The 23,996-nt window shown below is 74.7% G+C and carries 22 protein-coding genes; 5 read left to right on the top strand and 17 right to left on the bottom strand.

Translation table 11 applies throughout. The annotated features are described in order from the left end of the window. Positions 1-116 precede the first annotated feature (116 nt). Positions 117-800 carry a transglycosylase SLT domain-containing protein gene (locus tag ACIQVZ_RS25515; protein WP_350885510.1) on the bottom strand — a complete coding sequence of 228 codons (684 nt, stop codon included), beginning with the start codon at positions 798-800 and terminating at the stop codon, positions 117-119. Between the two features lie 84 nt (positions 801-884). Beyond that, positions 885-1,091, bottom strand: a complete 207-nt coding sequence (locus ACIQVZ_RS25510; protein WP_280680643.1) for an antitoxin — start codon at positions 1,089-1,091, stop codon at positions 885-887. Between the two features lie 259 nt (positions 1,092-1,350). Here ACIQVZ_RS25510 and ACIQVZ_RS25505 point away from each other — a divergent pair, with 259 nt between their 5' ends. After that, the gene (locus ACIQVZ_RS25505; RefSeq protein WP_402453056.1) at positions 1,351-1,926 is read left to right on the top strand and encodes a DUF6542 domain-containing protein; all 576 of its coding nucleotides are present in this window, start codon (positions 1,351-1,353) and stop codon (positions 1,924-1,926) included. After that, positions 1,919-3,511, top strand: a complete 1,593-nt coding sequence (locus ACIQVZ_RS25500) for an LCP family protein (RefSeq protein WP_402453054.1) — start codon at positions 1,919-1,921, stop codon at positions 3,509-3,511. Before ACIQVZ_RS25505 ends, ACIQVZ_RS25500 begins: the two co-directional genes overlap by 8 nt. 73 nt (positions 3,512-3,584) lie before the next feature. Here the strand turns inward: ACIQVZ_RS25500 and ACIQVZ_RS25495 are convergent, their stop codons facing one another. Both ACIQVZ_RS25495 and ACIQVZ_RS25490 read right to left on the bottom strand, forming a co-directional pair. After that, entirely contained in the window at positions 3,585-4,037 is a 453-nt protein-coding gene (locus ACIQVZ_RS25495) for a hypothetical protein (RefSeq protein ID WP_350885516.1), read from the bottom strand. 66 nt (positions 4,038-4,103) lie between these two features. Next, entirely contained in the window at positions 4,104-5,351 is a 1,248-nt protein-coding gene (locus ACIQVZ_RS25490) for an MFS transporter (RefSeq protein WP_402453051.1), read from the bottom strand. A 136-nt stretch (positions 5,352-5,487) separates the two neighbouring features. Here ACIQVZ_RS25490 and ACIQVZ_RS25485 point away from each other — a divergent pair, with 136 nt between their 5' ends. Next, entirely contained in the window at positions 5,488-5,931 is a 444-nt protein-coding gene (locus ACIQVZ_RS25485; RefSeq protein WP_350885520.1) for a helix-turn-helix domain-containing protein, read from the top strand. A 66-nt stretch (positions 5,932-5,997) separates the two neighbouring features. Here ACIQVZ_RS25485 and ACIQVZ_RS25480 read toward each other — a convergent pair whose 3' ends face one another. Beyond that, positions 5,998-7,245 carry a DUF6777 domain-containing protein gene (locus ACIQVZ_RS25480; RefSeq protein ID WP_402453049.1) on the bottom strand — a complete coding sequence of 416 codons (1,248 nt, stop codon included), beginning with the start codon at positions 7,243-7,245 and terminating at the stop codon, positions 5,998-6,000. A gap of 479 nt (positions 7,246-7,724) precedes the next feature. Between ACIQVZ_RS25480 and ACIQVZ_RS25475 the strand changes: the two genes are divergently transcribed. Further along, positions 7,725-9,107 (top strand): streptophobe family protein, encoded by a 1,383-nt coding sequence (locus tag ACIQVZ_RS25475; RefSeq protein WP_402453047.1) that lies wholly within the window; start codon positions 7,725-7,727, stop codon positions 9,105-9,107. A gap of 21 nt (positions 9,108-9,128) precedes the next feature. Here ACIQVZ_RS25475 and ACIQVZ_RS25470 read toward each other — a convergent pair whose 3' ends face one another. The 4 genes from ACIQVZ_RS25470 to ACIQVZ_RS25455 form a co-directional block, all read right to left on the bottom strand. Next, positions 9,129-9,503: a DUF1304 family protein gene (locus tag ACIQVZ_RS25470; RefSeq protein ID WP_402453045.1), complete on the bottom strand. Its 375-nt coding sequence runs from the start codon at positions 9,501-9,503 to the stop codon at positions 9,129-9,131. 51 nt (positions 9,504-9,554) lie between these two features. Further along, positions 9,555-10,541: a serine/threonine-protein kinase gene (locus ACIQVZ_RS25465; RefSeq protein WP_402453072.1), complete on the bottom strand. Its 987-nt coding sequence runs from the start codon at positions 10,539-10,541 to the stop codon at positions 9,555-9,557. 110 nt (positions 10,542-10,651) lie between these two features. Beyond that, positions 10,652-11,242 carry a hypothetical protein gene (locus ACIQVZ_RS25460; RefSeq protein WP_402453043.1) on the bottom strand — a complete coding sequence of 197 codons (591 nt, stop codon included), beginning with the start codon at positions 11,240-11,242 and terminating at the stop codon, positions 10,652-10,654. A 129-nt stretch (positions 11,243-11,371) separates the two neighbouring features. Further along, positions 11,372-13,783 (bottom strand): FHA domain-containing protein, encoded by a 2,412-nt coding sequence (locus tag ACIQVZ_RS25455; protein ID WP_402453041.1) that lies wholly within the window; start codon positions 13,781-13,783, stop codon positions 11,372-11,374. Positions 13,784-13,997: 214 nt separating this feature from the next. On the opposite strand from ACIQVZ_RS25455, the gene ACIQVZ_RS25450 reads away from it, so the two are divergent. Next, positions 13,998-15,269: an acyltransferase gene (locus ACIQVZ_RS25450; protein WP_402453040.1), complete on the top strand. Its 1,272-nt coding sequence runs from the start codon at positions 13,998-14,000 to the stop codon at positions 15,267-15,269. Positions 15,270-15,323: 54 nt separating this feature from the next. On the opposite strand, the gene ACIQVZ_RS25445 is transcribed toward ACIQVZ_RS25450, so the two are convergent. The 8 genes from ACIQVZ_RS25445 to ACIQVZ_RS25410 form a co-directional block, all read right to left on the bottom strand. Then, the gene (locus ACIQVZ_RS25445; protein ID WP_402453038.1) at positions 15,324-16,112 is read right to left on the bottom strand and encodes a DUF3050 domain-containing protein; all 789 of its coding nucleotides are present in this window, start codon (positions 16,110-16,112) and stop codon (positions 15,324-15,326) included. A 40-nt stretch (positions 16,113-16,152) separates the two neighbouring features. Continuing rightward, positions 16,153-17,121, bottom strand: coding sequence for a transketolase C-terminal domain-containing protein (locus tag ACIQVZ_RS25440; RefSeq protein WP_363582520.1), 969 nt, complete (start codon positions 17,119-17,121; stop codon positions 16,153-16,155). Then, positions 17,118-18,059 (bottom strand): thiamine pyrophosphate-dependent dehydrogenase E1 component subunit alpha, encoded by a 942-nt coding sequence (locus tag ACIQVZ_RS25435; protein WP_402453070.1) that lies wholly within the window; start codon positions 18,057-18,059, stop codon positions 17,118-17,120. The genes ACIQVZ_RS25440 and ACIQVZ_RS25435 overlap by 4 nt, the downstream gene beginning before the upstream one ends. A gap of 140 nt (positions 18,060-18,199) precedes the next feature. Beyond that, positions 18,200-19,114: a phytanoyl-CoA dioxygenase family protein gene (locus ACIQVZ_RS25430; RefSeq protein WP_350885540.1), complete on the bottom strand. Its 915-nt coding sequence runs from the start codon at positions 19,112-19,114 to the stop codon at positions 18,200-18,202. 33 nt (positions 19,115-19,147) lie between these two features. Then, positions 19,148-20,134 carry a 4-hydroxyphenylpyruvate dioxygenase gene (hppD, locus tag ACIQVZ_RS25425; RefSeq protein ID WP_350885542.1) on the bottom strand — a complete coding sequence of 329 codons (987 nt, stop codon included), beginning with the start codon at positions 20,132-20,134 and terminating at the stop codon, positions 19,148-19,150. A 42-nt stretch (positions 20,135-20,176) separates the two neighbouring features. Beyond that, positions 20,177-21,433 carry a beta-ketoacyl-[acyl-carrier-protein] synthase family protein gene (locus ACIQVZ_RS25420; RefSeq protein WP_402453035.1) on the bottom strand — a complete coding sequence of 419 codons (1,257 nt, stop codon included), beginning with the start codon at positions 21,431-21,433 and terminating at the stop codon, positions 20,177-20,179. Beyond that, the gene (locus ACIQVZ_RS25415; RefSeq protein ID WP_402453033.1) at positions 21,430-23,052 is read right to left on the bottom strand and encodes a class I adenylate-forming enzyme family protein; all 1,623 of its coding nucleotides are present in this window, start codon (positions 23,050-23,052) and stop codon (positions 21,430-21,432) included. Before ACIQVZ_RS25415 ends, ACIQVZ_RS25420 begins: the two co-directional genes overlap by 4 nt. Positions 23,053-23,328: 276 nt before the next feature. Continuing rightward, positions 23,329-23,946 (bottom strand): hypothetical protein, encoded by a 618-nt coding sequence (locus tag ACIQVZ_RS25410; RefSeq protein WP_402453031.1) that lies wholly within the window; start codon positions 23,944-23,946, stop codon positions 23,329-23,331. Positions 23,947-23,996 lie beyond the last annotated feature (50 nt).

The following is a 23,996-nucleotide window of genomic DNA, read 5'->3' as shown; positions in this document are numbered from 1 at the left end:
CCCCGCCGCCCTCCCTATCTGTGGCGGGGCGCGCGCTGGGGGCCGCCCGCCGCGGCGCCAGCTGATCCCGGGCGCGGCCGCGCCGGGGCCCGGGCGCGGCCGCGCTACTGGCCGCGCTACTGGACGGCCGTGCCGGACTTGGCCCAGTTGTCGTGCAGCCGGTCGAGGTAGGACTGCGCCTGGGAGCCCACCTTGACCCCCCGGGCGAAGGCCAGCATGTTGCCCGCGCCGGCGTTGTAGCCGAGGGCGAGGAGCTCGTCGTGGTTCAGCGGCGCGCTCGGCCGCGCCGGGAGCTGCCCGGCCAGGTCGTGCAGGTGCCAGGCGGCCGCCTGGACGGCCAGGTCGCGGTCGTCCGGCAGCTCCTCCCACCGGCGGTCGGCGAAGCGGCCGGGTTTGGTGTCGTCGAAGGCGGCGCGGTGCATGTTGGCGATGCCGAACGAGGCTTCGGGCTTGCCGCGCTGCCAGGCCCGTTCGAGCTCGGGGTCGTGCGGCTTGTACGACTCGTTGTAGAGGATCGCCATCAGCAGCTGCGGGTCGACCCCGGCCTCGGCGGCGTACCGGCGCACCGGGGCCGCGTAGTCGGCAGGGTCGTAGCGGCCGGACGGCTTCGGCGGCGCGGTCGAGGCAGGCGCGGACGCGGAGGGTGCGGCACCGTCCGGGGAGGGGGTGGCCGACGGGGAGGCGTCGGACGACGCCGTGGTGGGGTGGTCGCCGCCGCGGACGATGCCCCACCCGGCCGCGACGAGTACGCCGACGACCAGCCAGCGCCCCCAGCGCGACCCCTGCTGCCCTTCGCTCATCGCTGCCGACCCCTCCCCGTCCGCCCGTGTCCTTGTTCGACCGTCGTACTGCCGATCGTGCCGGTGACCGTGCCCGGTGGCAGGCTACTCGGCCGGCTTCTGCTCGCCGTCGAGGTTGCGCAGGAAGCCCTTGGCCTTCTCGACGCCGGTGTCGATCTGGCCGCTGTACTTGCCGTCCGTGCGGTCGTCGATCACGTCGCCGACCTTGTCCAGGCCCTGCCCGAGCACGTCGCTGTGCTCGCGGGCGAGGTCGGTGGCCTTGTCCGCGAGGTTCTTCAGACTCTCAAACATGGTGACGCTCTGCTCCTCTGACGCGTTCCTGATGGTGTGCCGACGTGGCGGGGGATCATGACCATCCTAACGACGGCCCACCGGGCGCTCGGCCGCTGCCGAAGGACGGCGGATGACTTTGCTGAAATGGATTTGTATGCTCCAGCCCAACTTCTACAGCACTGTAGAAATTGGGAACCGCCACCAGGACGGAACGCGTCCCGGCACGCACAGCGGCGCGCACGCGCCGCGGCAGCCGAAACGAGCGAGGGAAGTGCGCATGGCCGGGCAGCGGGCGAGAACGCCGTACCAGGACGCGGGACCGCGCGCCGAGGACCCCGCCCTGCCCGCGCAGCGCTCTCGCGCGGCCGACCGGGCGGAGCCCGCCGGGCCGCCCGCCGCCCGCCCGCCACGGCCCGCGGCCTCGCGCCGCCGGCCGCAGGCCCGCCGGGCCGGCCGGCTGCCGGTGCTGCTCACCGCCGTCGGCCTGCCCGTCCTCGGCGGCGTCGCGGACGAACTCGGCGGGCCCGGCGTCGGCGTGCTCTTCGCGGTCGGTGCGGTCGGCGGGACGGGCGCCGCGGCGGCGCTGTGCAGCCGGGCCGGCCGCTGGTGGGTCGTCACCGCGGCCCCGCTCGTGGTGCTGCTCGGCGCGGCCGGCATCGAGTACCTGGCGAACCGGGACGCGTACCAGGGCAAGCAGCTCGGCACCGGCGCGCTGCGGTGGGTGGTGGGGGCGTTCCCGGTGATGGCGGCGGCGGTGGGGGTCGCGCTGCTGGTCGTCGCGGTCCGCGTCGCGCTCGACCGCCGACGGCCCCGCAGTGCGGGCACCCCGGCCGGAAGGAGCCGTCGTGGCTGAACGCGTCGCCCGCCTCCGCCCGCGCGGCCGCGCCCCGCGCCGCGGCGCCGCCCCGCTGACCGTCGCCGGGCGCACCCTCGCCTGCACCGTCTCCGTCGCCGTCCTCGGCGCCAGCGGCTTCACCTGGTACGAGTACCGCAGCCTCGACGACGGCATGACCAAGTCCACCGCGCTGAGCGAGGCCAAGAAGAACGCCCCGCCCCACCTCGACAAGTCCGTCAACCTGCTGCTGATCGGCCTCGACAGCCGCAAGGACATGGACGGCAACGACCTGCCCAAGCAGTTCGTCGAGGACGAACTGCACGCCGGGTCGAGCGAGATCGGCGGTTACAACACCAACGCCCTGATCGTCCTGCACATCCCGGCCAACGGCGGCAAGGTCACCGCGCTGTCCGTCCCGCGCGACGACTACGTGCAGACCGCCGGCGCCGACGGCAAGATGCACAAGATCAAGGAGGCCTACGGCATCGCCAAGGTGGCCGCCGAGCAGAAACTCGCCGGCAAGGGGCTCTCCAAGGCCGACCTGGAACGGCAGAGCCGCGAAGCCGGACGCTCCGCCACCATCCAGACCGTGCAGAGCTTCCTCGACGTCCCGATCGACCACTTCGCCGAGGTCAACCTGATCGGCTTCTACGACATCGCCAAGGCCGTCGAGCCGATCCAGGTCTGCCTCAACCACCCCGTCGACGATCCGATCACCGCCCGCACCGCCGCCCACGAGGGCGGCGGCACCGGCCTCAAGCTCCCCGCCGGCATCAGCTCCCTCAACGCCGCCCAGGCCCTCTCCTTCGTCCGCCAGCGCCACCACCTCGCCAACGGCGACCTCGACCGCACCCACCGGCAGCAGGCGTTCATCTCCTCCGTCGAGTACCGGCTCAAGCAGCAGGGCATCCTCAACGACTTCGGGCAGATGCAGAAGCTGTTCGGGGTGGTGAAGAAGGACGTCGTCATCGACAACGAGTGGAACATCCTCGACTTCGCCCAGCAGGCGCCCAACCTCACCGGCGGGAACGTCGAGTTCAACACCCTGCCGATCACCGGGTTCAAGACCGTCGGCGGCCAGGAGGTCAACACCGTCAACCCGGAGCTGATCAAGAAGATCGTCCGGCAGCTGTTCAACCGCGAGCCGGCCCCCGTCCAGGCCGTCCCCGCGCCCACCGAGACGGCCGCCGAGACCGCCACCCCCTCGCCGTCCGCGGCCTCCCCGACCGCGACCAGAGCCGTCGTGGACGTCAACGCCGCCGCGGGCGCCGGCGCGGCCGCCACCGAGTCCAAGGCCCTCACCGAACTCGGCTACCAGCCGGGGAGGATCGGCGACGCCGCCGCCAGGACCAGGGCCACCACCGTCACCTACGGCGGCGGCGCCAAAGCCGACGCCCAGCAGCTCGCCACCCGCTACGGCGTCACCGCCACCGCGGCCGCCGTCGTCGCCCCCGGCCACATCGTCGTCACCCTCGCCGTCACCCGCACCCCCAGCCCCTCCGCCGCCACCACCGGGCCGGGCGACGCGGCCACCGACCCCGCCGCCGGCCTCCCCATGCAGGGCCCCGCCGTCAAGGCGGGCGGCATCCCCTGCGTGGACTGACGGGCGGCGGCGGGCGCCGCGCGGCCGCACCCGCGAGGCGGTGGGCGAACCGGCCCGGCGGCCGAACCGGCCGTCACGGGTGGGGAGTCCGGCCCCGGGCGCGCTGGACCAGCAGGCCGACCAGCCACAGCAGGACCGCCGTGGCGCCCACCGCGGCCAGCACGTAGGTCGCGGGCATGTCGTCGTTGGGGTAGTGGTCACCGGCCACGCGGACGGTGGCCGGGTCGTCCGCCGCCGCCTCCAGGGGGACGGTCATCCCGACGTGCGGCTTCTCCACCCGTTTGAGGCCGAGCGCCGACGTGCGGTAGTCGCGATCCCCCACCCGGTAGGTGACGGTGTAGAGCCAGCCGCCCTTGCGCAGGGCCACGGCGCTGACCGTCCCGTCCACCCGCAGCGGCGCGGCGTCTATGCGGCTCGCGGCCCGCCACTGCGCGGACGCGGCGAACAGGCTCCAGCAGAGCACCAGCAGCGAGACCACCGCGCCCGCCAACGGAAGGGACCACACCCGGCGTAACACTGCCTTCATGGCCGGGACGATACCCGCCCCGTGACGCGCTGTCGGCCCAGCGGGAGGAGCGGTTCCGAGGATGCGTCAATTCTGCTTCCTGGCAAGCCAATAGAGCAGGGCGGCCAGGCTGGTGGCCGCGCCGAGGAGGCAGACGGCCGTCCAGCCCCAGCGCTCGTAGACGACGGTGGAGCCGATCGCTCCCGCCGCGCAGCCGGCGGAGTAGAGCAGCATGTACCCGGCGGTGAGCCGGCTCTGCGCCTCGGGGCGGACCTGGTACAGCAGGTGCTGGTTGACCACGTGCACGGACTGCAGGCCGTAGTCGATCACCACCATGGCGAGCACCAGCCACCACACCGAGTTCGGCAGCAGGGCCGCCGGGATCCAGGCGGCGAGCATGGCCGACAGACCGATGCCGGCGGTGCGTTCGGCCCGGCCGAGGTCGGCCTGGCGGCCCGCGCGGCCGGCGCCCAGAGCCCCGGCGGCGCCGGCCAGGCCGAACAGCCCGATCTGGGTGTGGCTGAGGCTGAACGGCGGGGCGGCGAGCGGGAGCACCATCGGGGTGAGCAGGACGGTGATGGAGGTGAAGGTGAGCAGCGCGAGGACCGCCCGGGCGCGGAGCACGGGCTCCTCGGCGAAGAGCGTGAATACCGAGCCGATCAGCCTGGGGTAGCTGATCCGTGCGGTCTGCCCGGTCTGCCCGGTCTGCTTGGTCCGCGCCGACGGCTGGTGGCGTTCGGTCGGGAGGACGACCGCGACGGCGAGGGCCATCGCGCCGGTGGCGACGGCGGACACCACGTAGACCGCGCGCCAGCCGGCCAGGTCGCCGATGGTGCCGGCGACGGTGCGGGCGAGCAGGATGCCGACCACGATGCCGCTGGTGACGGTGCCGACCACCCGGCCCCGGTCGGCGGGCGCGGCGAGCGAGGCCGCGTACGCGACGACGACCTGGGCGACCACCGCGAGGACGCCGACGGCGGCCATCGCGGCGAGCATCAGCGGCGCGGAGGGGGCGAGTGCGACGGCGGCGAGGGCGAGCACCGAGAGCCCGAGCTGGGCGGTGGTGAGGGTGCGGCGGTTGACACGGTCGCCGAGCGGGACGAGCAGCAGCAGGCCGAGCGCGTAGCCCGTCTGGGTGAGGGTGCCGACGAGGCCGATGGTGGCCGGGTCGATGCCGTAGTCCGCGGCGATGAGGTCGAGCAGGGGCTGCGAGTAGTAGACGTTGGCGACGGCGAGGCCGCAGGCGACGGAGAGGAGCCAGGCGGCGGCGGGTGGCAGGCCGCGCGGAGGCGCTTCGGCGGTGGCGGCGGCGGTGGCGCGGGTGGGCGAGGTCATGGGCGGGTCTTCCTGGTGGCGGGCACGACCAACTGGTTTCAAAGTGCTACCACGCCACCCTGGCATACTGTGGTTTCAATAAGCAACCACGCGACTCGCCGATAGGCTGGGCGCCGACCGGTGGAAGGTGGGAGAAGTGCCGAAGCGCACCACGCACGAGGAGTCGACCTGCCCGGTCGCCCGCCCGCTCGACGTCGTCGGCGACGGCTGGACGCTGCTGATCGTCCGCGACGCCTTCGACGGGCTGCGCCGCTTCGGGCAGTTCCAGAAGAACCTGGGCCTCGCCAGGAACATCCTCTCGGCCCGCCTCGCCAACCTGGTCGCCAACGGGGTGTTCGAGCTCGCTCCGGCCGCAGACGGCAGCCCGTACCAGGAGTACGTGCTGACCGAGAAGGGGCGCGCCCTCTTCCCCGTGATCACCGCGCTGCGGCAGTGGGGCGACGAGTGGTTCTTCGCGGAGGGCGAGCCGCGCGCCCGGCTGGTGGAACGCGGGACGGGCGCGCCGATCGAGACGATGGAGGTCCGTACGGCCGACGGCCGGGTGCTGGGGCCCGAGGACGCCGAGGTGCTGCTGCCCTGAGACACGCCGCCGTCACCGGGGGGTGGGCGGCCGGTGGCGGCCGGTGGTGCCGGGGAATCGGGCGGATCAGCTGGGGGTGGCGCTCCCGGCCGTCGCGGTCTTCGGGGGTTCGGTGGCCGTCGCCGTGGTGCCGGGGGCGGTGCCGTTGGTGGCGTTCGTCGTGGTGGAGCCGGTCGTGGTCGCCGGGGCCTTGGTGCTCGGCGTCCTGGTGGTGGACGAACCTGTGGACGAGCCGGTCGAGGGGCCTGCGGACGCGGACGAGGTGCCGCTCGTCCTGGTCGTTCCGGTCGGGGCGCCCGAGGAGGTGGACGACGTCGCCGAGGCGGAGCCCGCCCCGGTCGAGGTGCCCGAGGATGTCGCCCCGGATGAGGTCGAACCCGAGGTCGTCGCCGAGCCGGACCCGGAGGTCGCCCCGGAGGACGTGGAGGAGGTCGAGGCGGACGTCGAGGCCGTGCCCGCCGGCGTGGTGGGCGTCATCTTCCCCGGCGGCGGGATGCCGGGCGCCAGCGGCCCCCCGGGCGGTCCGACGTTCCGGTCGACCACGTTGATCCGCCCGGTCAGCCGGGAGAACCAGCCGCCCGTCTCGATGTTCACCAGGATGATCTCGGTCACCGGGTGCGGCGCGGGCACCACGACGACCAGCGTGGTCGGGTGGAAGCCGGCCCATGCCTTCCCGGTGTACGTGGCGTCGCTCACCAGCACCGGCGGCTTCAGCGGGTTGCCGCAGGAGCAGCGCACCCGGGGCACGCCCTGGGCGTCCACCAGGACGGCGGTGCCGGCCTGGAGCGCGGACTGGTACTCGACGACGGCGCCGCTCCGGTAGTTGTGGTTGGTGACCCGGGTGTCCACCCGCAGGTAGGCCGAGGTCAGCGAGCGCAGGTAGGACGGGACGTCGGACTGCTGGATGCCCGCGGCGGAGGCCCAGGCGCGGCCGGCGTCCCCGTTGGAGACCATGGCGACCAGACGCTCGGTGTCGCAGCTGGGCTTGGTCATCGTCCCGCCGTACAGCCCGGCGGAGCTGCCCTCGACGCTGTGGATCACCGCCGGGGAGGCGGCCGTGGACCGGCCGCCCGGCCCGGACTGCGGCGCCTGGGCGGACTGCGGTGCCTGCCCGGACTGCGGCGCCTGGGCAGGGGCGGGGGCGCTCACGCCCTGGGTTTCCACCGATGGCGTGAACGGATCCGGCCCCGGGTCGGCCGGGGCCTGGAGGGCCACCTCGTTGGCGACCGGCAGGGTGTCGTGGTGACCGCCACCCTGGCTGTTCAGGATCAGCACCGCAGCCACCGCGGTGACCGCCAGCGTGCCGGCGGCCAACGCGAGCCCCCGCCCGGAGCGCCACCACGGCGTGCGCGGCTCCCGACCCTCGCCGGACGGCGGACCCGACGGCCCGGACGGACCAGGCGGCCCGGACGGACCCGACGGACCCGACAGCCCGGACGGACCAGGCGGCCCGGACGGGGGGCCGGGCGGCCCGGACGGGCCGGATGACCCGGACGGCGGCCCGAACCGGCCGCCGCCCGACGGGGGACCGGCCAGCGGCCCGGACGGGGGGCCGTGGGGCGGCTCGCTCGGCGGCTCGCTCGGAGGGCCGGACGGCGGCGGTTGGGAACTCATCGAGGCTCCGTTTCGCAGGCGGCCGACTGGCGCGCCGACCCGGGAAGCTCCTGCCACTGGCCTCCATTTCCCCCCGGCCCCCCACCCGCCGCAACAGCAGGTGCGGAATCCGTCGCCGAGCGTGCCCGTCACCTGTCGGCCACCCTGGAACGCGAAGCCCGACGCACCGAGGAGGCGCCATGCAGCAGCCCACCACCCGGGTCGCGGGCCCGCCCGGTGCCCTGCGCGGCTGGCTGGACGCGCTCGCCGTGGTGCTGGCCGGGTTCGCCGCCATGGCGGCGGTGGCCGCGCTCGGCCTCTGGCTGGCCGGCGCCGACGACCTCCCGGGCGGCGGCTTCCCGGCCGTGCTGGCCGGGGCGGTGGTGCTGGCCGTCGGTGGAGCCGTCCAACTCGACGGCGGAGCCGGGCAGTTCGCCGCGGTGGACGCCGGGATCAGTGCCATGCCGCTGTCCGTCTCGCTGGCCGGCGCGGTGGTGATGGCCGAGGTGTTCCTGCGTCAGCTGCGGTTCCGCGCGGTGGCCGGCGGCGGTGAACTGCTCGGCCGGATCGCCCGCACGGTGGTGATCTGGCTGGTCGCCCTCGTGCTGCTCACCCTCGGCGCCCGGCACACCTTCGACGTTCCGCTCGGCGGCGACCTGGCGCAGACCATCGGCGGCGTGCTCGGGCTCACCCCGGAGGTCGGCTTCCACGCGGACGCCCCGAGCACCGTCGGCATCGGGCTGGCCTGGCTGCTCGTCGTCCTCGCGGGCACCTTCGCGGTGTCCCGGCGGGCACCGCTGCCGCGCGCCCTGCTGCCCCACCAACTGGCCGTCCGCCCGGCCGCGTTCGCGCTCTGGCTGGTCCTGCTGGCGTACCTGGTGATCGGGCTGGCGGCCGGGGTGCTGACCGCGATCGTGCACGGCAACGCCCGGCAGACCCTGGCCGTGCTGCTGCTCGCCCTGCCCGACCTGGTCTGGCTGGCCTTCGGTGTCGGGCTCGGCGCGCAGTGGCACGGGCGGCTCAGCGGCGCGCTCGGCCTGCCGGTGCCCAGGCCGCTCGCCGAGGTGCTGCGGGCGCCGGACGGGCAGCAGGCCACCATCAGCCTGGGCACCCTCGCCGACCAGGACGCGCGCAGTTGGTGGCTACTGCCGCTGGCCGCCGTGCTGCTGCTCGCGGCCGGCTTCCTCGCCGCGTACCGCTCGCCGCGCACCGTCCGGCTCTGGCAGCACGCCGTCCGGTTCGCTCTGGCCGGCGCGGTGACGGTGCTGCTGGTCGGGCTCTGGACCAGGGCGGACGCCGACTACGGACTGTCGGTGCTCGGCGTCGGCGTCGGCCAGGGCGGCCTCGGCGACCTGATCGGCTCGCTCCTCGGCGGCGCCAACCCGCTGGCCGGCCTCGGCAGCGGAAGCCTCACCCTGAGCCCGGTGCTGTGGACGGCCGTCCCGCTGGCGGCGGGCTGGGGCCTGCTGACCGGCGCGCTGGGCGCCCTGCTGGCCGCCCGCACCGGCCGCCGGGGCGAGGTCTCCAGCGACGACGTGCCCGGCGGCGAGGTCTCGGGCGGCGAAGTGCCGGGGGCGGGGTGACGGCTACCGGGCGGTGCGCGCTCAGAATGCCTCGGCGATGAGGATCGCCGCCGCCGGCAGCGCCTGGGCGAGGGCGCCGCGCCAGACCCTCGGCTCCGAGGCGAAGAGGGTGATCCCGCCGGCGACCATGAACGCGGCGACGTAACTGATCACGGCGCGGCCGGAGGCGGCGTGCCCGGTGTGCAGCAGGACGAGTCCGGCGACCAGGCCGAGCGCCAGGAACAGGTTGTAGAAGCCGACGTTGAAGCGCCACAGCCGGACCTCCGGCGCGTCCGCCGTGCTGCCGGTGAGGAGGAAGCGCACCCGTGGATGGCCGTACAGGAAGCTCTCCAGCGGCCACGCGAGGAGGTGGACCGCGGCGGCGATCACGGCGAAGACCTGGCTCACGGCGTTCATGGCGGTCGGCTTCCTGGGGGTGATGGCGGATGGCGGTGGGTGGTACGGCGCTCACCACGGCGGCGGGTGGACGACCGGGGCGGCCCACGCGGGCGGCTCGGGCACGACGGCCGCCGCGGCGAGCCCGGGGACGGCCGCCTGGACGACCCGGGTGGGCGGCCCGCTCCCGCTCCACGGTCTTGGTGCGGCGCTGTGGCCGGGCACGACGGTGGTGGCCGCGCGCAGCTCGGCGACGAACTGCAGGCAGCTGGCGTAGCGGCCCTGGGGGGCCTTGGCGAGCGCCCGGGCGACCACCGCCCCGACGGCGGTCGGCAGATCCGGGCGGTGGCCGCGCAGCGTGGGCGGCGGGTCGTTGAGGTGCGCCCACAGCAGTGCCACGTCGCTCTCCCGGCGGAACGGCGGTGCGCCCGCGAGCATCTCGAAGACCACGCAGCCGAGGCCGTACTGGTCGCAGCGCCCGTCCAGCGGCTTGCCGGAGATCTGCTCGGGCGCGGCGTAGTCCAGCGTTCCGACGATCTGGCCGACGCTGGTCAGGCCGCTCAGCGAGAGGGACTTCTTGGTGAGGCCGAAGTCCGCCAGGTACAGGTGCTCGGGGTGCTCGCTGTCCGTCCCGGCGGCGACCAGCACGTTGCCGGGCTTGACGTCCCGGTGGACCAGGTCGTGGTCGTGTGCGGCGTCGAGCGCGGAGGCGATCTGCAGGGCGAGTCGGACGGTCCGCTCGGCGGAGAAGGGGCCTCCCCGGTTCATCAGCCCGCGCAGGTCGCCGCCCTCGACGTAGCGCATCGCGATGAACAGGATGCCGTCGTGCTCGCCGGCCTCGAACACCGGGATGATGTGCGGGTGGTCGATCGCGGCGGCGGCCTCGGACTCGTGCATGAAGCGCTGCCGGAACACCTCGTTGCGGGCCAGTTCGGGGGCGAGCAGTTTGACCGCGACGGTCCGGCCGAGCCGCAGGTCCTTGGCCCGGTACACCACGGCCATGCCGCCGCGGCCGATCTCGCGCTCCAGCTGGTAGCCCGCGATCCGGCGCCCGACCATGCCGGCCGGCAGGCCGGGGGCGGACGGCCGGTCGGGGTGGTCGAGCTGGCCGGGCTGATCGATATGGCCCGGGCGGCCGGGGTGGTCCTCGGGCACCCGTTCGGCCGAGGTCACGGCGCGCCCGGCCGGGTGGGGGCGTGCGGACCGGGCGCGGGCCCCGGCGGTGCGGCGGGGGCGGGCGACGGGGCGGGGGGCGGTGTGGGCGACGGCCCGGGCACCGGCCGGTCGGTGGCCGCGTACGTCTGGAGCTGGAGCCCGTCGCAGTAGCACCAGCGGTCGCGCACCGCGTCGAAGACCCAGAGCGCCTCCGCGTCCACGACCAGGCCGATCCGCAGGCCGCGGGTCCGCTCCCGGAAGGCCTCCAGGTCCAGGGCGCCCGCCGCGAGGTCCTCCAGCAGGGCCCGGTAGCGGGCCACCGCGGCCTCGGCCTCCACGAGCGCCGGGCGCGGGTCCGCCGTCCGGGTGGGCGGGCCCCCGGCGGTGGGCGGCGGCTCCGGGAGGGCGACCAGCAGACGGCCGTCGACCCAGGCCGTCCAGCCGTTGGAGCAGAGGATCTGCGCCCAGTCGCCCTGCCGGGCGACCACCCGCACCGGCAGCAGCGCGTCCAGCCGGGTGGCGGGCCGGGCCGGGTCCGGGGCCGCCCAGGTGGCCATCCCGGCCGGTGGGGCGACGTGGGTGGGGCGGAACGCGAACTCGTCCATGGGCGGCTACATTTCCTCCGCCGCGCGAGCCCGCGGCTGCGCGCGGTCATCGCGATGGGACTCGCACCACAGGTCGGTTCCCACTCTACCGGCGGTGGTCGGCCGGGGCCCGGGGCCGCTGTCCAGGACTCATCGCCGCATGATCGCGGGTTCGTGCCGCCGCAGCAGGACCAGCACCAGCAGCCCGTACGCGACCGAGAGGCCGGGCAGCACCGCGATGTCGAACAGCCAGCCGGCGCGCTCGTGGCGGAACATCGGGTCGGCGGTGATCGCGCTCGGGAAGATGCCGTGCAGCTCGACGGTGCGGGCCATCGCGGCCATGCCCCAGCGGGACGGGATCAGCCAGGCGAACTGCTCCAGCCCGGGGACGCCGTGCAGCTTGAGCATCAGGCCGCTGAAGACGATCTGCACCACCGAGAGGAGCACCAGCAGCGGCATGGTGGCCTCCTCCTTGTCCACGATCGCCGAGACCACCAGACCGAGCATCATCGCCGAGAACGCCAGCAGCGCGACCGCGATGATCAGTTCGGGCAGCTGCGGCATCACCACCCCGGTCGGCACCGCCCAGGAGAGGTCCACCCCAGCCAGGCCGACCACGGTCAGCACGACGGCCTGGGCGGCCGTGACCGTGCCGAGCACCACCACCTTGGAGACCAGGTACGCCGATCTGGACAGTCCGACCACGCGCTCGCGGCGGTAGATCGCCCGTTCCTTGACCACCTCGCGCACCGAGTTGGCGGCGCCGGTCAGCAGGCCGCCGATGCACAGCGTGAGCAGGCAGTTCACGGCGTTGTCCGGGGTGAGCCGGGAGCCGGCCATCACCCGGCACATCAGGCCGATCACGAAGGGCAGCGCCACCATGATGGTCAGGAACAGCCGGTCGGCGGCGAGCACCGCGGTGTACCGGCGCACCAGGGTGCCCAGCTGGGAGAACCAGCCCTGCGGCTTCTCCCAGCCGATCGGGTCCCGCCCGGCCGCCGGTGCCCGCGCCGGCCCCGCCGCCTCCGGTGCTCCCGCCGCCTCCGGTGCTCCCGGTGTCGCGGCCGGTGCCACGGCCGGCGTCAGGGACACCGCCTCGGCGGCGACGTACCGCTCGTACTGCGGGGAGCTGCGGAAGCGGCGCTGCCAGGCCCGATGGTCCTCGTTCTCGAAGGCCTCGAAGGCCTCCGGCCACTCCGCGAAGCCGAAGAACGCCAGCGCCTCGCCCGGCGGGCCGTAGTAGGCCGTCCGGCCGCCGGGGGCGAGCACCAGCAGGCGGTCGCACACGTTCAGGCTCAGCACGCTGTGGGTCACCACGACCACCGTCCGGCCGTCGTCGGCCAGTCCGCGCAGCATGTGCATCACCGAGCGCTCCATGCCCGGATCCAGACCGGAGGTCGGCTCGTCGAGGAACAGCAGCGAGGGCTTGGTGAGCAGCTCCAGCGCGACGCTGACCCGCTTGCGCTGGCCGCCGGAGAGGCTGCCGATCACCTGGTCGGCCCGGCCGGCCAGGCCCAGCTCGTGGACCACCTCGACGACCCGGGCCTCCCGCTCGTGCTTCGCGGTGTCGCCGGGGAAGCGCAGTTCGGCGGCGTAGCCGAGCGCGCGGCGGACGGTGAGCTGGGTGTGCAGGATGTCGTCCTGCGGCACCAGGCCGATCCGGCGGCGCAGTTCGGCGTAGTCGCGGTAGAGGTCGCGCCCGTCGTACAGCACGGTGCCCTCGTCGGCGGGGCGCAGCCCGGTCAGCGCGTTGAGCAGGGTGGACTTGCCGGCGCCGCTCGGGCCGGCCACCGCCAGCAGCGCCTTCTCGGCGAGCGGGAAGCTCACGTCGTCCAGCAGCACCCGGTGGTCGGAGCCGACCCGGACCACCAGGTGCCGCACGTCCAGGGAGATCTCGCCGGTGTCGGTGTACTCGACCAGGTGGTCGTCGGCGAGGCAGAGCGCGGAGTGGCCGATGCCGACGATGTCGGCCGGGCCGACCGGTGCCCGCTGCACCGGGCGGCCGTTGTGGTACGTGCCGTTGTGGCTGTCCAGGTCGACGATCTCGTGCCCGCCGTCGGGCAGTTCGCGCAGTTCGGCGTGGTGGCGGGAGACCACCAGGTCGTCCAGGACCAGGTCGTTGTCGTGCGAGCGGCCGATCCGGACCGTGCGGCCGGGCAGCTGGAGCACCGAGCTGGGGCTGCGGAAGGTGCCGGAGGCCCGCGGGGCGAGCAGGGAGGGCCGCTCGCCGGGGTCGTGGCGGGGCAGGCCGGCGAAGGTCGCGGACGGGCCGTCGGCCGGGTCGCCGAAGCGCAGCCGGGTGCCGGGGCCGATGTCCTCGCGCTCGACCCGGCGGCCCTGGTCGTAGGTGCCGTTGGTGCTGCCGGCGTCCTCCAGCAGCCAGTGCCCGTCGGTGGCCCGCAGCACGGCGTGGTGCCAGGAGACCCGGGGGTCGTCCAGGACGACCTCGCTGGTCGGGTCGCGGCCGAGGTGGTAGGCCAGGGCCGGGTCGATCAGCAGCGACCCGGTGTCGGTGACCAGGACGAGGGGCGGCGCGGTGGGTGCGCCCGGGCGCTCTCCCATGCTGGGCATTCTATCGCCGCAGCAGTCCAGCGGCCTTTCCGGATCCTGGGATTGGACTGGACCACTGTGACGGCGCGGCACTATCGTTCGGCGTGCCCGCTCGCCACCCGCAGAACAATCGGGGACGGAACGCATGAGTAGTTGGCCGGTGTTGCGAAGATCCCGGACTGTCAGGGCCGGCCGCGCCCCAGGAACCGTGCTGCACTGCGGCCTGATGGACACCATGCTGGCGGATCTCGCCGTCTCGGTCGTGCTCTACTTCGACCAGGCGCTGGACGAGGACCGGCTGGCTGCCGGACTGGCCCGCGCGCTCGACCGGGTGCCGGTGTTCGCCGGGCGGCTGCGCACCGGCGGGGGAGGCGCCCTCGAAGCGGTCTGCGACGACTCCGGCGTCCCGCTGGACGTCTACACCGTGGACGGCACGCTCGCCGAGGCGATGGGCCGGGTGACGGCCGCCGGCTCCGAACTGGTCGATCCGGTGGACGCTCCGGCCGCGCGCGGCGGCGGTGTCCCGCTGCTCACCGTCCGGGTCACCCGCACCGGAGACGGCGGGACGGTGCTGGGCTGCTCCTGGCACCACGCGATCGGCGATCTGCACAGCTTCATGCTGCTGCTGCGGATCTGGTCGGCGGCGGTCGAGGACGAGGAGCTGCCGGAGGCCGAACTGGTCGAGGACCAGGATGAGTTGCTGGACCGGGTGCTCCCGGCCGAGGACTGCGGACGGCCCGGCTTCCGGGTGCCCTCGACGGCGCAGGCGCAGCTGCTGGCCCGTGAGGTGTCGGTCGGTCCGCGGGCCAACCGGACCGTCCAGATCTACTTCGGGGACGCCGAAGTCGAGCGGATGCGCGCGGAGTTCAGCGCGACGGCCGGCCGCCGGCTCTCCTCCGGTGACGTGCTCTGCGCCCATGTGGTCAGCGCCATCAGGGAGTTGGACGGCGACAAGGAGGAGCGCTGGCTGACCGTACCGGTCAACGCCCGGCGCTGGCTCGGACTCTCGCCCGCCCTGGTGGGCAACCTGCTGGGCGACGTCCACGTGTCGCACCGGCCCGAGGACGGCCCGGCGGCGCTCGCGGGCGCGCTGCGGGCGGCGGTCGAGGAGTTCCCGGCCGCCCACCTCAACCTGCGTTCCAATCTCGGCTTCCTGGCCTCGCTCGGCCGCTCCCGGCTGCGGGACTGCGTGCCGCTGGGCTTCGACCCGCAGCAGCGCCGGTTCAGTTTCTCGAACTGGAGCCGGTTCGGGGCCTATCGGGTGAGCTTCCAGGGGCACCGGCCGGTGTTCTTCAGCCCGGCCGCCAACTATCCGCTGCCCTGGGTGAGTTGGACGGTCGAGGGGTTCGGCGGCGCCGGATACCTGACCACCGTGGTGCTGCCGGCCCGGCTCGCCGCCCGGGTGCGGGGGGCGGAGGGCCGGGCCGCGCTGCACCGCTTCCGGACGGCGGCGGACGAACTGCCCGCTTCGGCCGCCGCCGTCCCGAAGGTGATCTGAGCCGTACCGCGCCGCGTGGGGCGTGACGCGCGGGGTGAGCCGCGCTCGGCCGGGCTACGCGAAGGCGGCCTCGATCGCCGTCCACAGCTGCACCCGGGCGCTCAGCGCGGTGCGGACGGTCTCGGCGCACTCGTCCCACTTGGCCTGGTCGTCGCCGCACAGGTCGATCAGCATCTGCATCGCCATCGGGGTGTGCTGCTCGCCGTCCACCTCGATGTGCCGGGCCAGGTAGTCCTTGAAGACGGTGAGCACGCCGTCCGGGTCGTCGATGCCGACCACCTGGGCGAACATGTCCGGGATCAGGTCCTCGCGGCCGAAGGCGAAGGCGGCGGCCCGGCAGTGCACCGGCGCGTTCTCGATGATCGACCAGGTGGTGCCGGTGAAGTCGACGGCGGCCTGCGGTACCGCGGCGGCCTTCAGCGCCTGCGGGACGGCGGTGCCGGTGCCCAGCAGCCCCAGGAACTCCTCCACCGGGCCCGGGTCGGCGCCGGCCTGCCGCATGCCCTCGACGTACAGCTCGAAGTGGCTGGTGTAGCCCTCCCCGAGTTCGTCGCTCTCCTCGACCAGCACGATCTCGTTGATCAGCCGGCGGCTGGCGGTCGGCCCGCTCGGGACCCACGGGACCTCGACGCTGGTGAGGTCGCGCTGCAGGCTCTTCAGCAGCGACATGAAGTCCCAGACCGCGAAGACGTGGCTGTCCAGGAAGGTGCGGACGCGCCCGATGCTGGTCAGCCCGCCGTACACGCCGTGGCCGACCACCTCGCGGCGCAGCGGGTCGATGGCCTGCTGGAGGCTGGTCAGGCCGGGGTGCGAACGGTCCCAGTGGTAGCGGTTGGTGGACAAGGCGGCTCCTTCTGCTCAGGGGTCTCAGGGGTCAGGGGTCTCAGGGATGCTTGAGGACGGCGTGCAGGGCGTGGCGCAGCTGTTCGCGGCCGGGCTGGAGGGCGCGGTCGAGGGCGGGGGCGAACGGCAGGACGGCGCCGTCGGGGCGGGTGACCCGGCGGGGCGGGGCGATCAGGCGCATCTCCTCGGAGGCGGTGGCCAGCACCTCCGCGGCGAAGCCGCAGCTGCGGTTGGAGTCGTCGAAGACGACCAGCCGGCCGGTGCGTTCCAGCGAGGCTGCGAGCGCGGCCCAATCCAGGGGGTACAGCGTGCGGGGGTCGAGGACTTCGACCGAGATGTCCTCGGCGACCTCGTCCGCCACGGCGAGCGCGTCGTGCACCAGGTGTCCGACGGCGACCACGGTGACGTCGGTGCCGGGGCGGTGGATCCGGGCCCGGCCGAGCGGGATCGGCGCGAGGTCCCAGGTGACGGTCTCGCGCACCGGGAGGGCGGCGGCGGGCGCGAACACCACGACCGGGTCCGGGTCGCGGATCGCCGAGCGCAGCAGCCCGTAGGCGTCGGTCGGGGTGGCGGGCACCACGGTCTTCACCCCGGCGTGCGCGAACAGGCTGTACGGGTGGTCGGAGTGCTGCCCGGCCCAGCCGTCCCGGGAGCCGGACCCGGGCACCAGGCAGGTCAGCGGGACGCTCGCCTGCCCGCCGGTCATCAGCGAGAACTTGTGTGCCTGGTTGACGAGTTGCTCGAAGACCAGGAACAGCAGCGAGGGGATCTGGAACTCCAGCACCGGGCGCCGCCCGGTGAGCGCCGCGCCGATCGCCATCGCGGTGAAGGCCTGCTCGGACAGCGGGGTGTCGACGATCCGCTCGGGCCCGAAGCGGTCCAGCAGGCCGAGCGTCGGGCCGGCCATCCCGGCGCCGATGTCCTCGCCGAAGACGCAGACCGCCGGGTCGTCGGCGAGTTCGTCGGCGATCGCCCGGTTGAGGGCCTTGGTGTACGAGAGCCTGGTCATGCCACCGCCCCGGCCCGGGGCCGCAGGCCGTCGGCGTACAGGTGGTCCAACGCGCCCGCCGGGTCGGGGTGTTCGGAGGCGAGGGCGAACTCCTCGGCGGCGGCGAGCTGGCGGGCCACCGCGTCGTCGAGTTCGGCGACGGCCGGCTGCTCCAGCTGGGCGGCGGCCCGGGGGAGCGGGTCGCGGGCGCGCCAGGCCTCGACCTCCTCGGGGGTGCGGTAGTGCAGCTTCATCCGGCGTTCCATGGTGTGGTGGCCCTCGTAGCGGTAGGTGCGGCATTCCAGGAAGCCGGGGCCGCCGCCGGAGCGGGCCCGCTCCACCGCGCGCAGGGCGGCGGCGCGGACGGCCTCGGTGTCCATGCCGTCCACCTCCTCGGCGGGGATGCCGAAGGCGGCCGCCCGCCCGGTCGCGCTGCCCGCGACCGCGGTGGCGGCGGGCAGGGTGGTGGCGTAGCCGTTGTTCTCGCAGACGAACACCACCGGAAGCCGCCACATCGCGGCGAGGTTGAACGACTCCAGCAGCACGCCCTGGTTGAGCGCGCCGTCGCCGAAGAAGGCCACGGCCACCCGGCCGTCCCCGGCCTGGCGGGCGGCCCAGGCGGCGCCGACCGCGATCGGGGCGCCGGCGCCGACGATGCCGTTGGCGCCGAGGATGCCCAGCGAGAGGTCGGCGGCGTGCATCGAGCCGCCCCGGCCGCCGTTCAACCCGTCGACGCGGCCGGCGAGTTCGGCGAGCAGCCGGTGCGGTGCGGCGCCCCGGGCGAGCACGTGGCCGTGGCCGCGGTGGGTGCTGGTGAGCCGGTCGGCGGGGCCGAGCGCCGAGCAGACGCCGACCGCGACGGCCTCCTGGCCGATGTACGGGTGGATGCCGCCGGGGATCGCGCCGGCCTTCACCAGGCCGAGCGCCAACTCCTCGAAGCCGCGGATCAGCCGCAGCATCCGGTAGCGCTCGGCGGGCGTGTCCAGCGGCGCGGTGCCGGGAGCCGTGGTGCCGGGAGCAGCGGTGCCGGGAGCCGTGGTGCCGGGAGCAGCGGTGCCGGGAGCAGCGGTGCCGGGGGGCGGGGCCGCCGGGAAAGCCGTCACCGCGCCCCTCGCCAGATGGTCGGGCAGAACTGCGGGTCGGCGTAGTCGGGCCGGCCGTCGGCGGTGCGGCGCACCAGCACGTCGTGGTTGTACACCACCGGGCCGCCGTCCGCCCGGGTGTGGTGGCGGTACTCGTTGGCGCCGTCCTGGAGGTGCAGCGAGACGGCCCGGCGCGGGAAGGAGGCCAGGTTGGGGCCGCTGCCGTGGTAGGTGCGGCAGTGGTGGAAGGACATGTGGCCGCGCGGGATGTGCATCGGGACGGTGCGCACCTGCTGCCCGTTGTGGGCGGCGTTGGCGGCCAGGATGTCGTCGAGTTCGGTGCGGTCGCGGTCGGCGAAGTGGCGGGTGGAGTCCTCGCCGGAGTCCAGCTCCCGCCAGCGGTGGCTGCCGTCCACCATGGTGATGGTGCCGTTCTCCTCGCGGCAGTCGTGGAACGGGATGAACGCGGTGAGCATCTCCTCCGAGGTGGAGGTCTGCCAGTAGTGCTTGTCGAAGTGCCAGGGCACCTGGTTGCTCGGCTCCCCGGGCACCGGCGGCTTGTAGATCAGGGTGGCCTGGAACACCCGGATCTCCTCGGCGCCGGCCAGCAGGGCGGCGACCGCGCCGATCAGCGGCTTGCGCAGGATCGCGCCGATGGCGTCGCTCTCGTAGTGCACGTAGTCGTTGTGCCGCTGGATCGGGCCCTGCGAGGGGTCCCAGGCGGCCAGGCGCGGCGGGCGGGCGGGCAGTTCGCGGTCGCGGTGGCCGCCGTAGTAGTGCTCGGTGGCGGCCTGGAGGGTGTCCAGTTCCTCGTCGCTGAACAGCTTCCGGGACAGGTACCAGCCGTGCTCGCGGTAGTGGGCCACCTCCTCGGGCGTGGGCAGCAGGGCGTGTTCGGCCTCGCTGAGGCGGAACTCGACGGCGGTGGTCATGGGGTGTGCCCCTTCTTGAGGTGTGGGCGGCGGTCAGACGGCGGCGTCGGAGCTCTGCCGCTCGACGGCCTCGTACAGGGCCTTGATGTTCGCGGTGCCGAAGGTGCCGGCGCCCTGGCGCTCGATCAGCTCCAGGAAGTACGTCCGCCGCGGGTGGGTGGAGCGGACGAAGATCTGGAACAGCTGGCCGCCGTGGTCCTGGTCGACGAGGACGTGCAGATCGCGCAGGGTCTCCACCGGGATGGCCGTCTCGCCGAACCGCTCGGCCAGGGCGTCGAAGTAGGCGCCCGGGGTGCTCAGGAACTCCACGCCGTTGGCCCGGGCGGTCCGGACGGCGGTGGCGATGTCGCCGGTGCGGAAGGCCAGGTGCTGCACTCCGGCGCCGTCGTGGGAGGCGAGGAACTCGTCTATCTGGCCGGGCCGCCGGGTGGTGTCCGGCTCGATCAGGGTGAAGGTGACCTCGCCGGAGGCGCTCTGCACCACGCTGGAGTCCATGGCCTGCCGGCCGACCTCGATGTACTCGCCGAAGATCCGGTGGAAGCCGAGCGCGGCCTCGCAGAACTTTACGGCGTCGGCGAGTTCGCCGGCCGGGACGCAGATCGCGACGTGGTCCAGGGCGTCCAGCAGGCCCGGTTCGTCGGCGGGTTCGGCCGTGGGCAGCGGCACGAACCTCAGGGCGGTGTCGCCGAAGCCGGCGATCAGCCCGCCGTCCCGGTCCAGCACGCGGGCGCCGTGCCGCTCGGCGCGCTCCAGCGCGGCCTGCGGGTCGGTGCAGGCGAGGGCGAGGGCGGCGACGCCGTCTCCGTGCCGGGCGACGAAGCCGGCCACCGGGTGGTCGGGGTCGGCGGCGGAGGCCAGGTGCATCCGGATCGAGCCCTGGCGCAGCCGGATGGTGCGGGCGCCGTCCGGTGCGGTCTCCGGGGCGTCGGCGGTGAAGTCGAAGTCGGCGCAGAGCCCGGCCGCGGTCTTGTCGGCGTCCGCGCAGTGGAACTCGACGTGGGTGATGGACTGGATGGACAACGGGATCTCCCCCGGAGGGATGGAAGGGCGTGGATCGGCGCGCTACTTGGCGGCCCGGGTGGACGCCGGGCCGAGGATCAGGCTGAGGTTGTGGCCGCCGAAGGCGAAGGCGTTGCTCAGCGCGGCGCGCACCGGTGCGGATCGGGCCCCGCCCCGGACGTGGTCCAGGTCGCAGGCCGGGTCGGGGTCGGTCAGGTTGAGTGTCGGCGGCAGCGTCCCCCTCGCCACCGCCAGGGCGGTCACCGCCGCCTCCAACGCGCCTGCGGCGCCGAGGAGATGGCCGGTGGCACCCTTGGTGGAACTGACCGCGGGCGGGTGCGCGCCGAAGACGGCGTGCAGGGCGGCGGTCTCGGCCACGTCACCGAGCTTGGTGCCGGTGCCGTGGGCGTTCACGTAGTCGATGTCGCCTGGCGCCAGGCCGGCGTTGGCGAGCGCGGAGCGCATCGCGTCGGCGGCTCCGGAGCCGTCGGCGCGGGGCATGGTCGGGTGGTGGGCGTCGGTGGAGGCGCCCCAGCCGATGACGTCCGCGTACCCGGCGGCGCCGCGGGCGTCGGCGTGGTCGGCGCGTTCCAGGACGAGGACGGCGCTGCCCTCGCCGAGCACGAAGCCGTTGCGGCGGGTGTCGAAGGGCCGGCTGGCCTGCTCCGGATCCTCCCAACCCTGGGCGAGCGCACGGGCGTTGGTGAAGGCGGCGGCGATGGTCGGGTGCAGCGAGGACTCGGTGCCGCCGCACACCACCACGTCCGCGTCGCCGGAGCGGATCAGCCGCAGCCCCTCGGCGACGGCCTGGGCACCGGCCGCGCAGGCCGTCACCACGGCCGAACTGTAGCCGCGGATGCCGTGTTTGATGGCGATCCGGGCGGTGGCCATGTTGGAGAGCATGCCCGGCAGCAGGTACGGGCTGACGCCGGGGCGGCCGCGTTCCAGCCGGCGGTGCGACTGCTGCTCGAAGGTCTCCAGTCCGCCGCCGCCGGTGGCCAGCACCACGGCGGTGCGGTGCGGGTCGGCGTCCCGGCCGACGACCAGGCCGGCGTCGGCGAGCGCGTCGTCGGCGGCGGCCAGGGCGAGCAGCACGAAGCGGTCCACGCAGCGGGTTTCGGTGGGCGGCAGCACCTCGCGGCCGTCCACGGCGGGGGCGATCCCGGCGGCGGGCAGCCAGCCGTGCGCCGCGTGGCCCTCGGGGACGGCGGTCAGTCCGGAGCGCCCGGCGTTGAGCGCGTCGAACACCTCGGCGGGCTTGCGGCCGAGCGGCGAGACCAGGCCGAGGCCGGTGACGACGGCGCCCTCGCGGCGGGTCATCGGGCACCGGCCGCGGCGTCGAGGTAGCGCTGGCGCAGCAGCACCTTGCGGACCTTGCCGGTGGGGCCGAGGGGGATGTCGTCCCCGGAGACGACCAGGACCTGGCGCACGGTCGCGGCGGCGGCCTCGTCCAGGGCGGCGATGACGTCCTTGGTCCGGTCGGCGGTCGGGTCGGCGTCGGCGGCGAGGATCAGCAGCACGTCGGTGACCACGCGCTCGCCGTCCCGCACGGCGACCACCGTGCAGTCCGCCACGTCCGGGCGGGCGGCCAGCACCCGCTCCTCCGACATGGCGGTGAACAGCCGCTTGCCGTCGCCGAGTTCGACCGAGTCGACGGCCCGGTCGACGTGGTAGTAGTAGCCCTCCTCGTCCCGGTACATCAGGTCGCCGGTGAGGAAGCGGCCGCGGATCCGGGTGCGGAAGGTGGTGGCCGAGTCGTTCCAGTAGCCGAGTGCCAGGGTCGGTGAGGAGGTGGCGAGTTCGCCGACCTCGCCGGGGCCGAGCGGCTCGCCGTCCGGGCCGACCACCTCGCAGTCGACGAAGGCGTGCGGGCGCCCGACGCAGCGCCCGTAGCGCTCGGTGCCGGGGCCGTGGGTGATGAAGAAGTGCGAGTGGCCCATCTCGGTGGAGCCCAGGCCGTCGACGAACAGCGAGCCCGGCGTCCGGGTGCGGCCCGCGCGGGTGACGGACTCCCGGCTGCCGGCGGCGATCAGGCGGCGGATGTGCACCTCGTGCGCGCAGTCGCCGGTGTTCCACCACAGGGCGACGGTGGCGAGGTCCCGGGCGGCGAGGTCGTGGTGGGCGAGTTCGGCCCAGGTGGCGGCGAAGCCGATCACCCCGGTGGGCCGCCACTGCTCGATCGCGTCCAGCACGCCGGCGCCGGACTGCCGGGACAGCACGGCGAGTTCGGTGTGCGAGCTGAGCGCCAGGTTGAGCGCGATCAGGGTGGCGGCATGCGGCGCGGGCAGTGCGCTGAGCATCCGGTCCTGGCCCTGCGGGCGGGGCAGCCGCAGCCGGTGGCGGATCGCCGCGTACAGGCTCGCGTGCGAGTGGACGACGGCCTTGGGCATTCCGGTGGTGCCGGAGGAGTGGGTGATCGCCACCGGGTCGCCGGACCAGTGCCGGTACGGCTCGGGGGCGGTGTCCGGGTCGCCCGCGCCGAGGGTGGAGATCTCGGGCAGCAGCGGCGCGCCGGGGTCGTGGCCGGCCAGCGCGGCCAGGTGGGCCGGGTCGGCGAGGACCCCGACGGCGCCGAGGCGGGCGATGTAGCGGGCGGCCCGCTCGCCGTCCACGTTGGGGTTGAGCAGCGCGGGGATGGCGCCGAGCCGGGTCAGGGCGAGGAAGGCGAGCACGTGGTCGGCGGCGTCGCTCGCGAAGACCACCACCGGGTCGCGCCGGGTGATGCCGAGGGCGTGCAGGGCGGCGGCGCGGGCCCGGACGGCGCGGTCGAGCTCGCGCAGGGTGAGCGGCTGCCAGGCGGGGTGGTCGTCCACCGGGGTGTCGAAGGTCAGCAGCGGTTCGTCGAGGCCGAGGCCGAGTGCGAGCCGGGCGGTCAGGACGTTGCCGGCGCCCACGTCGGGGTCGTCCGCGATCAGGCTGCGGACACTGCGGATGGTCACGGGGTGGATCCCTCCCTCGGGGCCGGAGACGGCCCGGGCGGCTGATCGGTTGGCGTGGGTCGGGCGGCCGCGCGGGCGGCGAAGGGTGTCGGTGGGCTGTCGGCGGGTGCGACGGGGCCTGGGTGGGTGACGGGGCCGGGTGCTGGTCTGCCGGGTGCGGCTGCTTCAGTCGTCGGGCCTCGTTCATGGGTACGGGCGGCGGTGGCCGGACGGTTCAGCCGGTGACCGAGGCGGTGACTCGGCCGGTGACCGGGACGTCAGCCGGTGACCAGGGCGTCAGCCGGTGACCAGGACGGCCACCGCGTGTCCGGCGGCCTCGCCCGGTCGGTCGTCGCCCGGTTCGGCGGCGATGACCAGCACCTGGTCGGCGTCGCCGTCCGCGAGGAGCAGCGCCGCGAGGTCGAGCGCGTCCGCGGGCACCTGCCCGGGGACGGCGTGGGCCGGGCTGATCGCCACGACGGGGCCGGTCAGGCCCCAGCGGGCGGCGATGTGCCCGAGGACGGCGTTGGGGTTGGACTGGAAGAACAGCAGGGGCGCGGGGCGCCGTCCGGGTTCGGCGCTCTGGTCGATGGCCCGCGCGGTGGCGCGGTCGCCGCCGGCGCTGGCCAGTAGCAGTGCGGTCCGTCCGGGGGCGGGCGGGGCGCCGTGGTGGGCGCGCAGGCAGCGGTCGGCGGTGTCGGCGACCAGCGGGTTGAAGCCGGAGGTGGCGAAGCCGGGTAGCGGTGGCGGCGGGCCGGCCAGGTCGGGGTCGGCCGAGCCGGGGTCGGGTCGGCGGGCCTCGGCGAGGACCCGCAGCCGGGCGGCGGCCGGGGTGGGTGCGGCGCCCGAGCTCGTGGCGTCCGGGTCTGCGGAGTCGGGGTCTGTGGCGTCGGGGTCTGTGGCGTCGGTGGTCATGGTGTGGGTGCCGGGGTACGGGGTCGGCGCCGTCGGACGGCGGGCGGGTG

This window comes from Kitasatospora sp. NPDC098663 (assembly GCF_044760075.1).
Taxonomy (GTDB): domain Bacteria; phylum Actinomycetota; class Actinomycetes; order Streptomycetales; family Streptomycetaceae; genus Kitasatospora.
This window is presented reverse-complemented; position numbering and strand designations above follow the sequence as displayed.

Coding starts and splice junctions, on each gene's coding strand:
- ACIQVZ_RS25515 (WP_350885510.1), bottom strand. CDS start 800: ATGAGCGAAGGGCAGCAGGGGTCGCGCTGGGGGCGCTGGCTGGTCGTC.
- ACIQVZ_RS25510 (WP_280680643.1), bottom strand. CDS start 1,091: ATGTTTGAGAGTCTGAAGAACCTCGCGGACAAGGCCACCGACCTCGCC.
- ACIQVZ_RS25505 (WP_402453056.1), top strand. CDS start 1,351: ATGGCCGGGCAGCGGGCGAGAACGCCGTACCAGGACGCGGGACCGCGC.
- ACIQVZ_RS25495 (WP_350885516.1), bottom strand. CDS start 4,037: ATGAAGGCAGTGTTACGCCGGGTGTGGTCCCTTCCGTTGGCGGGCGCG.
- ACIQVZ_RS25490 (WP_402453051.1), bottom strand. CDS start 5,351: ATGACCTCGCCCACCCGCGCCACCGCCGCCGCCACCGCCGAAGCGCCT.
- ACIQVZ_RS25475 (WP_402453047.1), top strand. CDS start 7,725: ATGCAGCAGCCCACCACCCGGGTCGCGGGCCCGCCCGGTGCCCTGCGC.
- ACIQVZ_RS25470 (WP_402453045.1), bottom strand. CDS start 9,503: ATGAACGCCGTGAGCCAGGTCTTCGCCGTGATCGCCGCCGCGGTCCAC.
- ACIQVZ_RS25465 (WP_402453072.1), bottom strand. CDS start 10,541: ATGGTCGGGCGCCGGATCGCGGGCTACCAGCTGGAGCGCGAGATCGGC.
- ACIQVZ_RS25460 (WP_402453043.1), bottom strand. CDS start 11,242: ATGGACGAGTTCGCGTTCCGCCCCACCCACGTCGCCCCACCGGCCGGG.
- ACIQVZ_RS25455 (WP_402453041.1), bottom strand. CDS start 13,783: ATGGGAGAGCGCCCGGGCGCACCCACCGCGCCGCCCCTCGTCCTGGTC.
- ACIQVZ_RS25450 (WP_402453040.1), top strand. CDS start 13,998: ATGGACACCATGCTGGCGGATCTCGCCGTCTCGGTCGTGCTCTACTTC.
- ACIQVZ_RS25440 (WP_363582520.1), bottom strand. CDS start 17,121: ATGACCAGGCTCTCGTACACCAAGGCCCTCAACCGGGCGATCGCCGAC.
- ACIQVZ_RS25435 (WP_402453070.1), bottom strand. CDS start 18,059: ATGCTGCGGCTGATCCGCGGCTTCGAGGAGTTGGCGCTCGGCCTGGTG.
- ACIQVZ_RS25430 (WP_350885540.1), bottom strand. CDS start 19,114: ATGACCACCGCCGTCGAGTTCCGCCTCAGCGAGGCCGAACACGCCCTG.
- ACIQVZ_RS25420 (WP_402453035.1), bottom strand. CDS start 21,433: ATGACCCGCCGCGAGGGCGCCGTCGTCACCGGCCTCGGCCTGGTCTCG.
- ACIQVZ_RS25410 (WP_402453031.1), bottom strand. CDS start 23,946: ATGACCACCGACGCCACAGACCCCGACGCCACAGACCCCGACTCCGCA.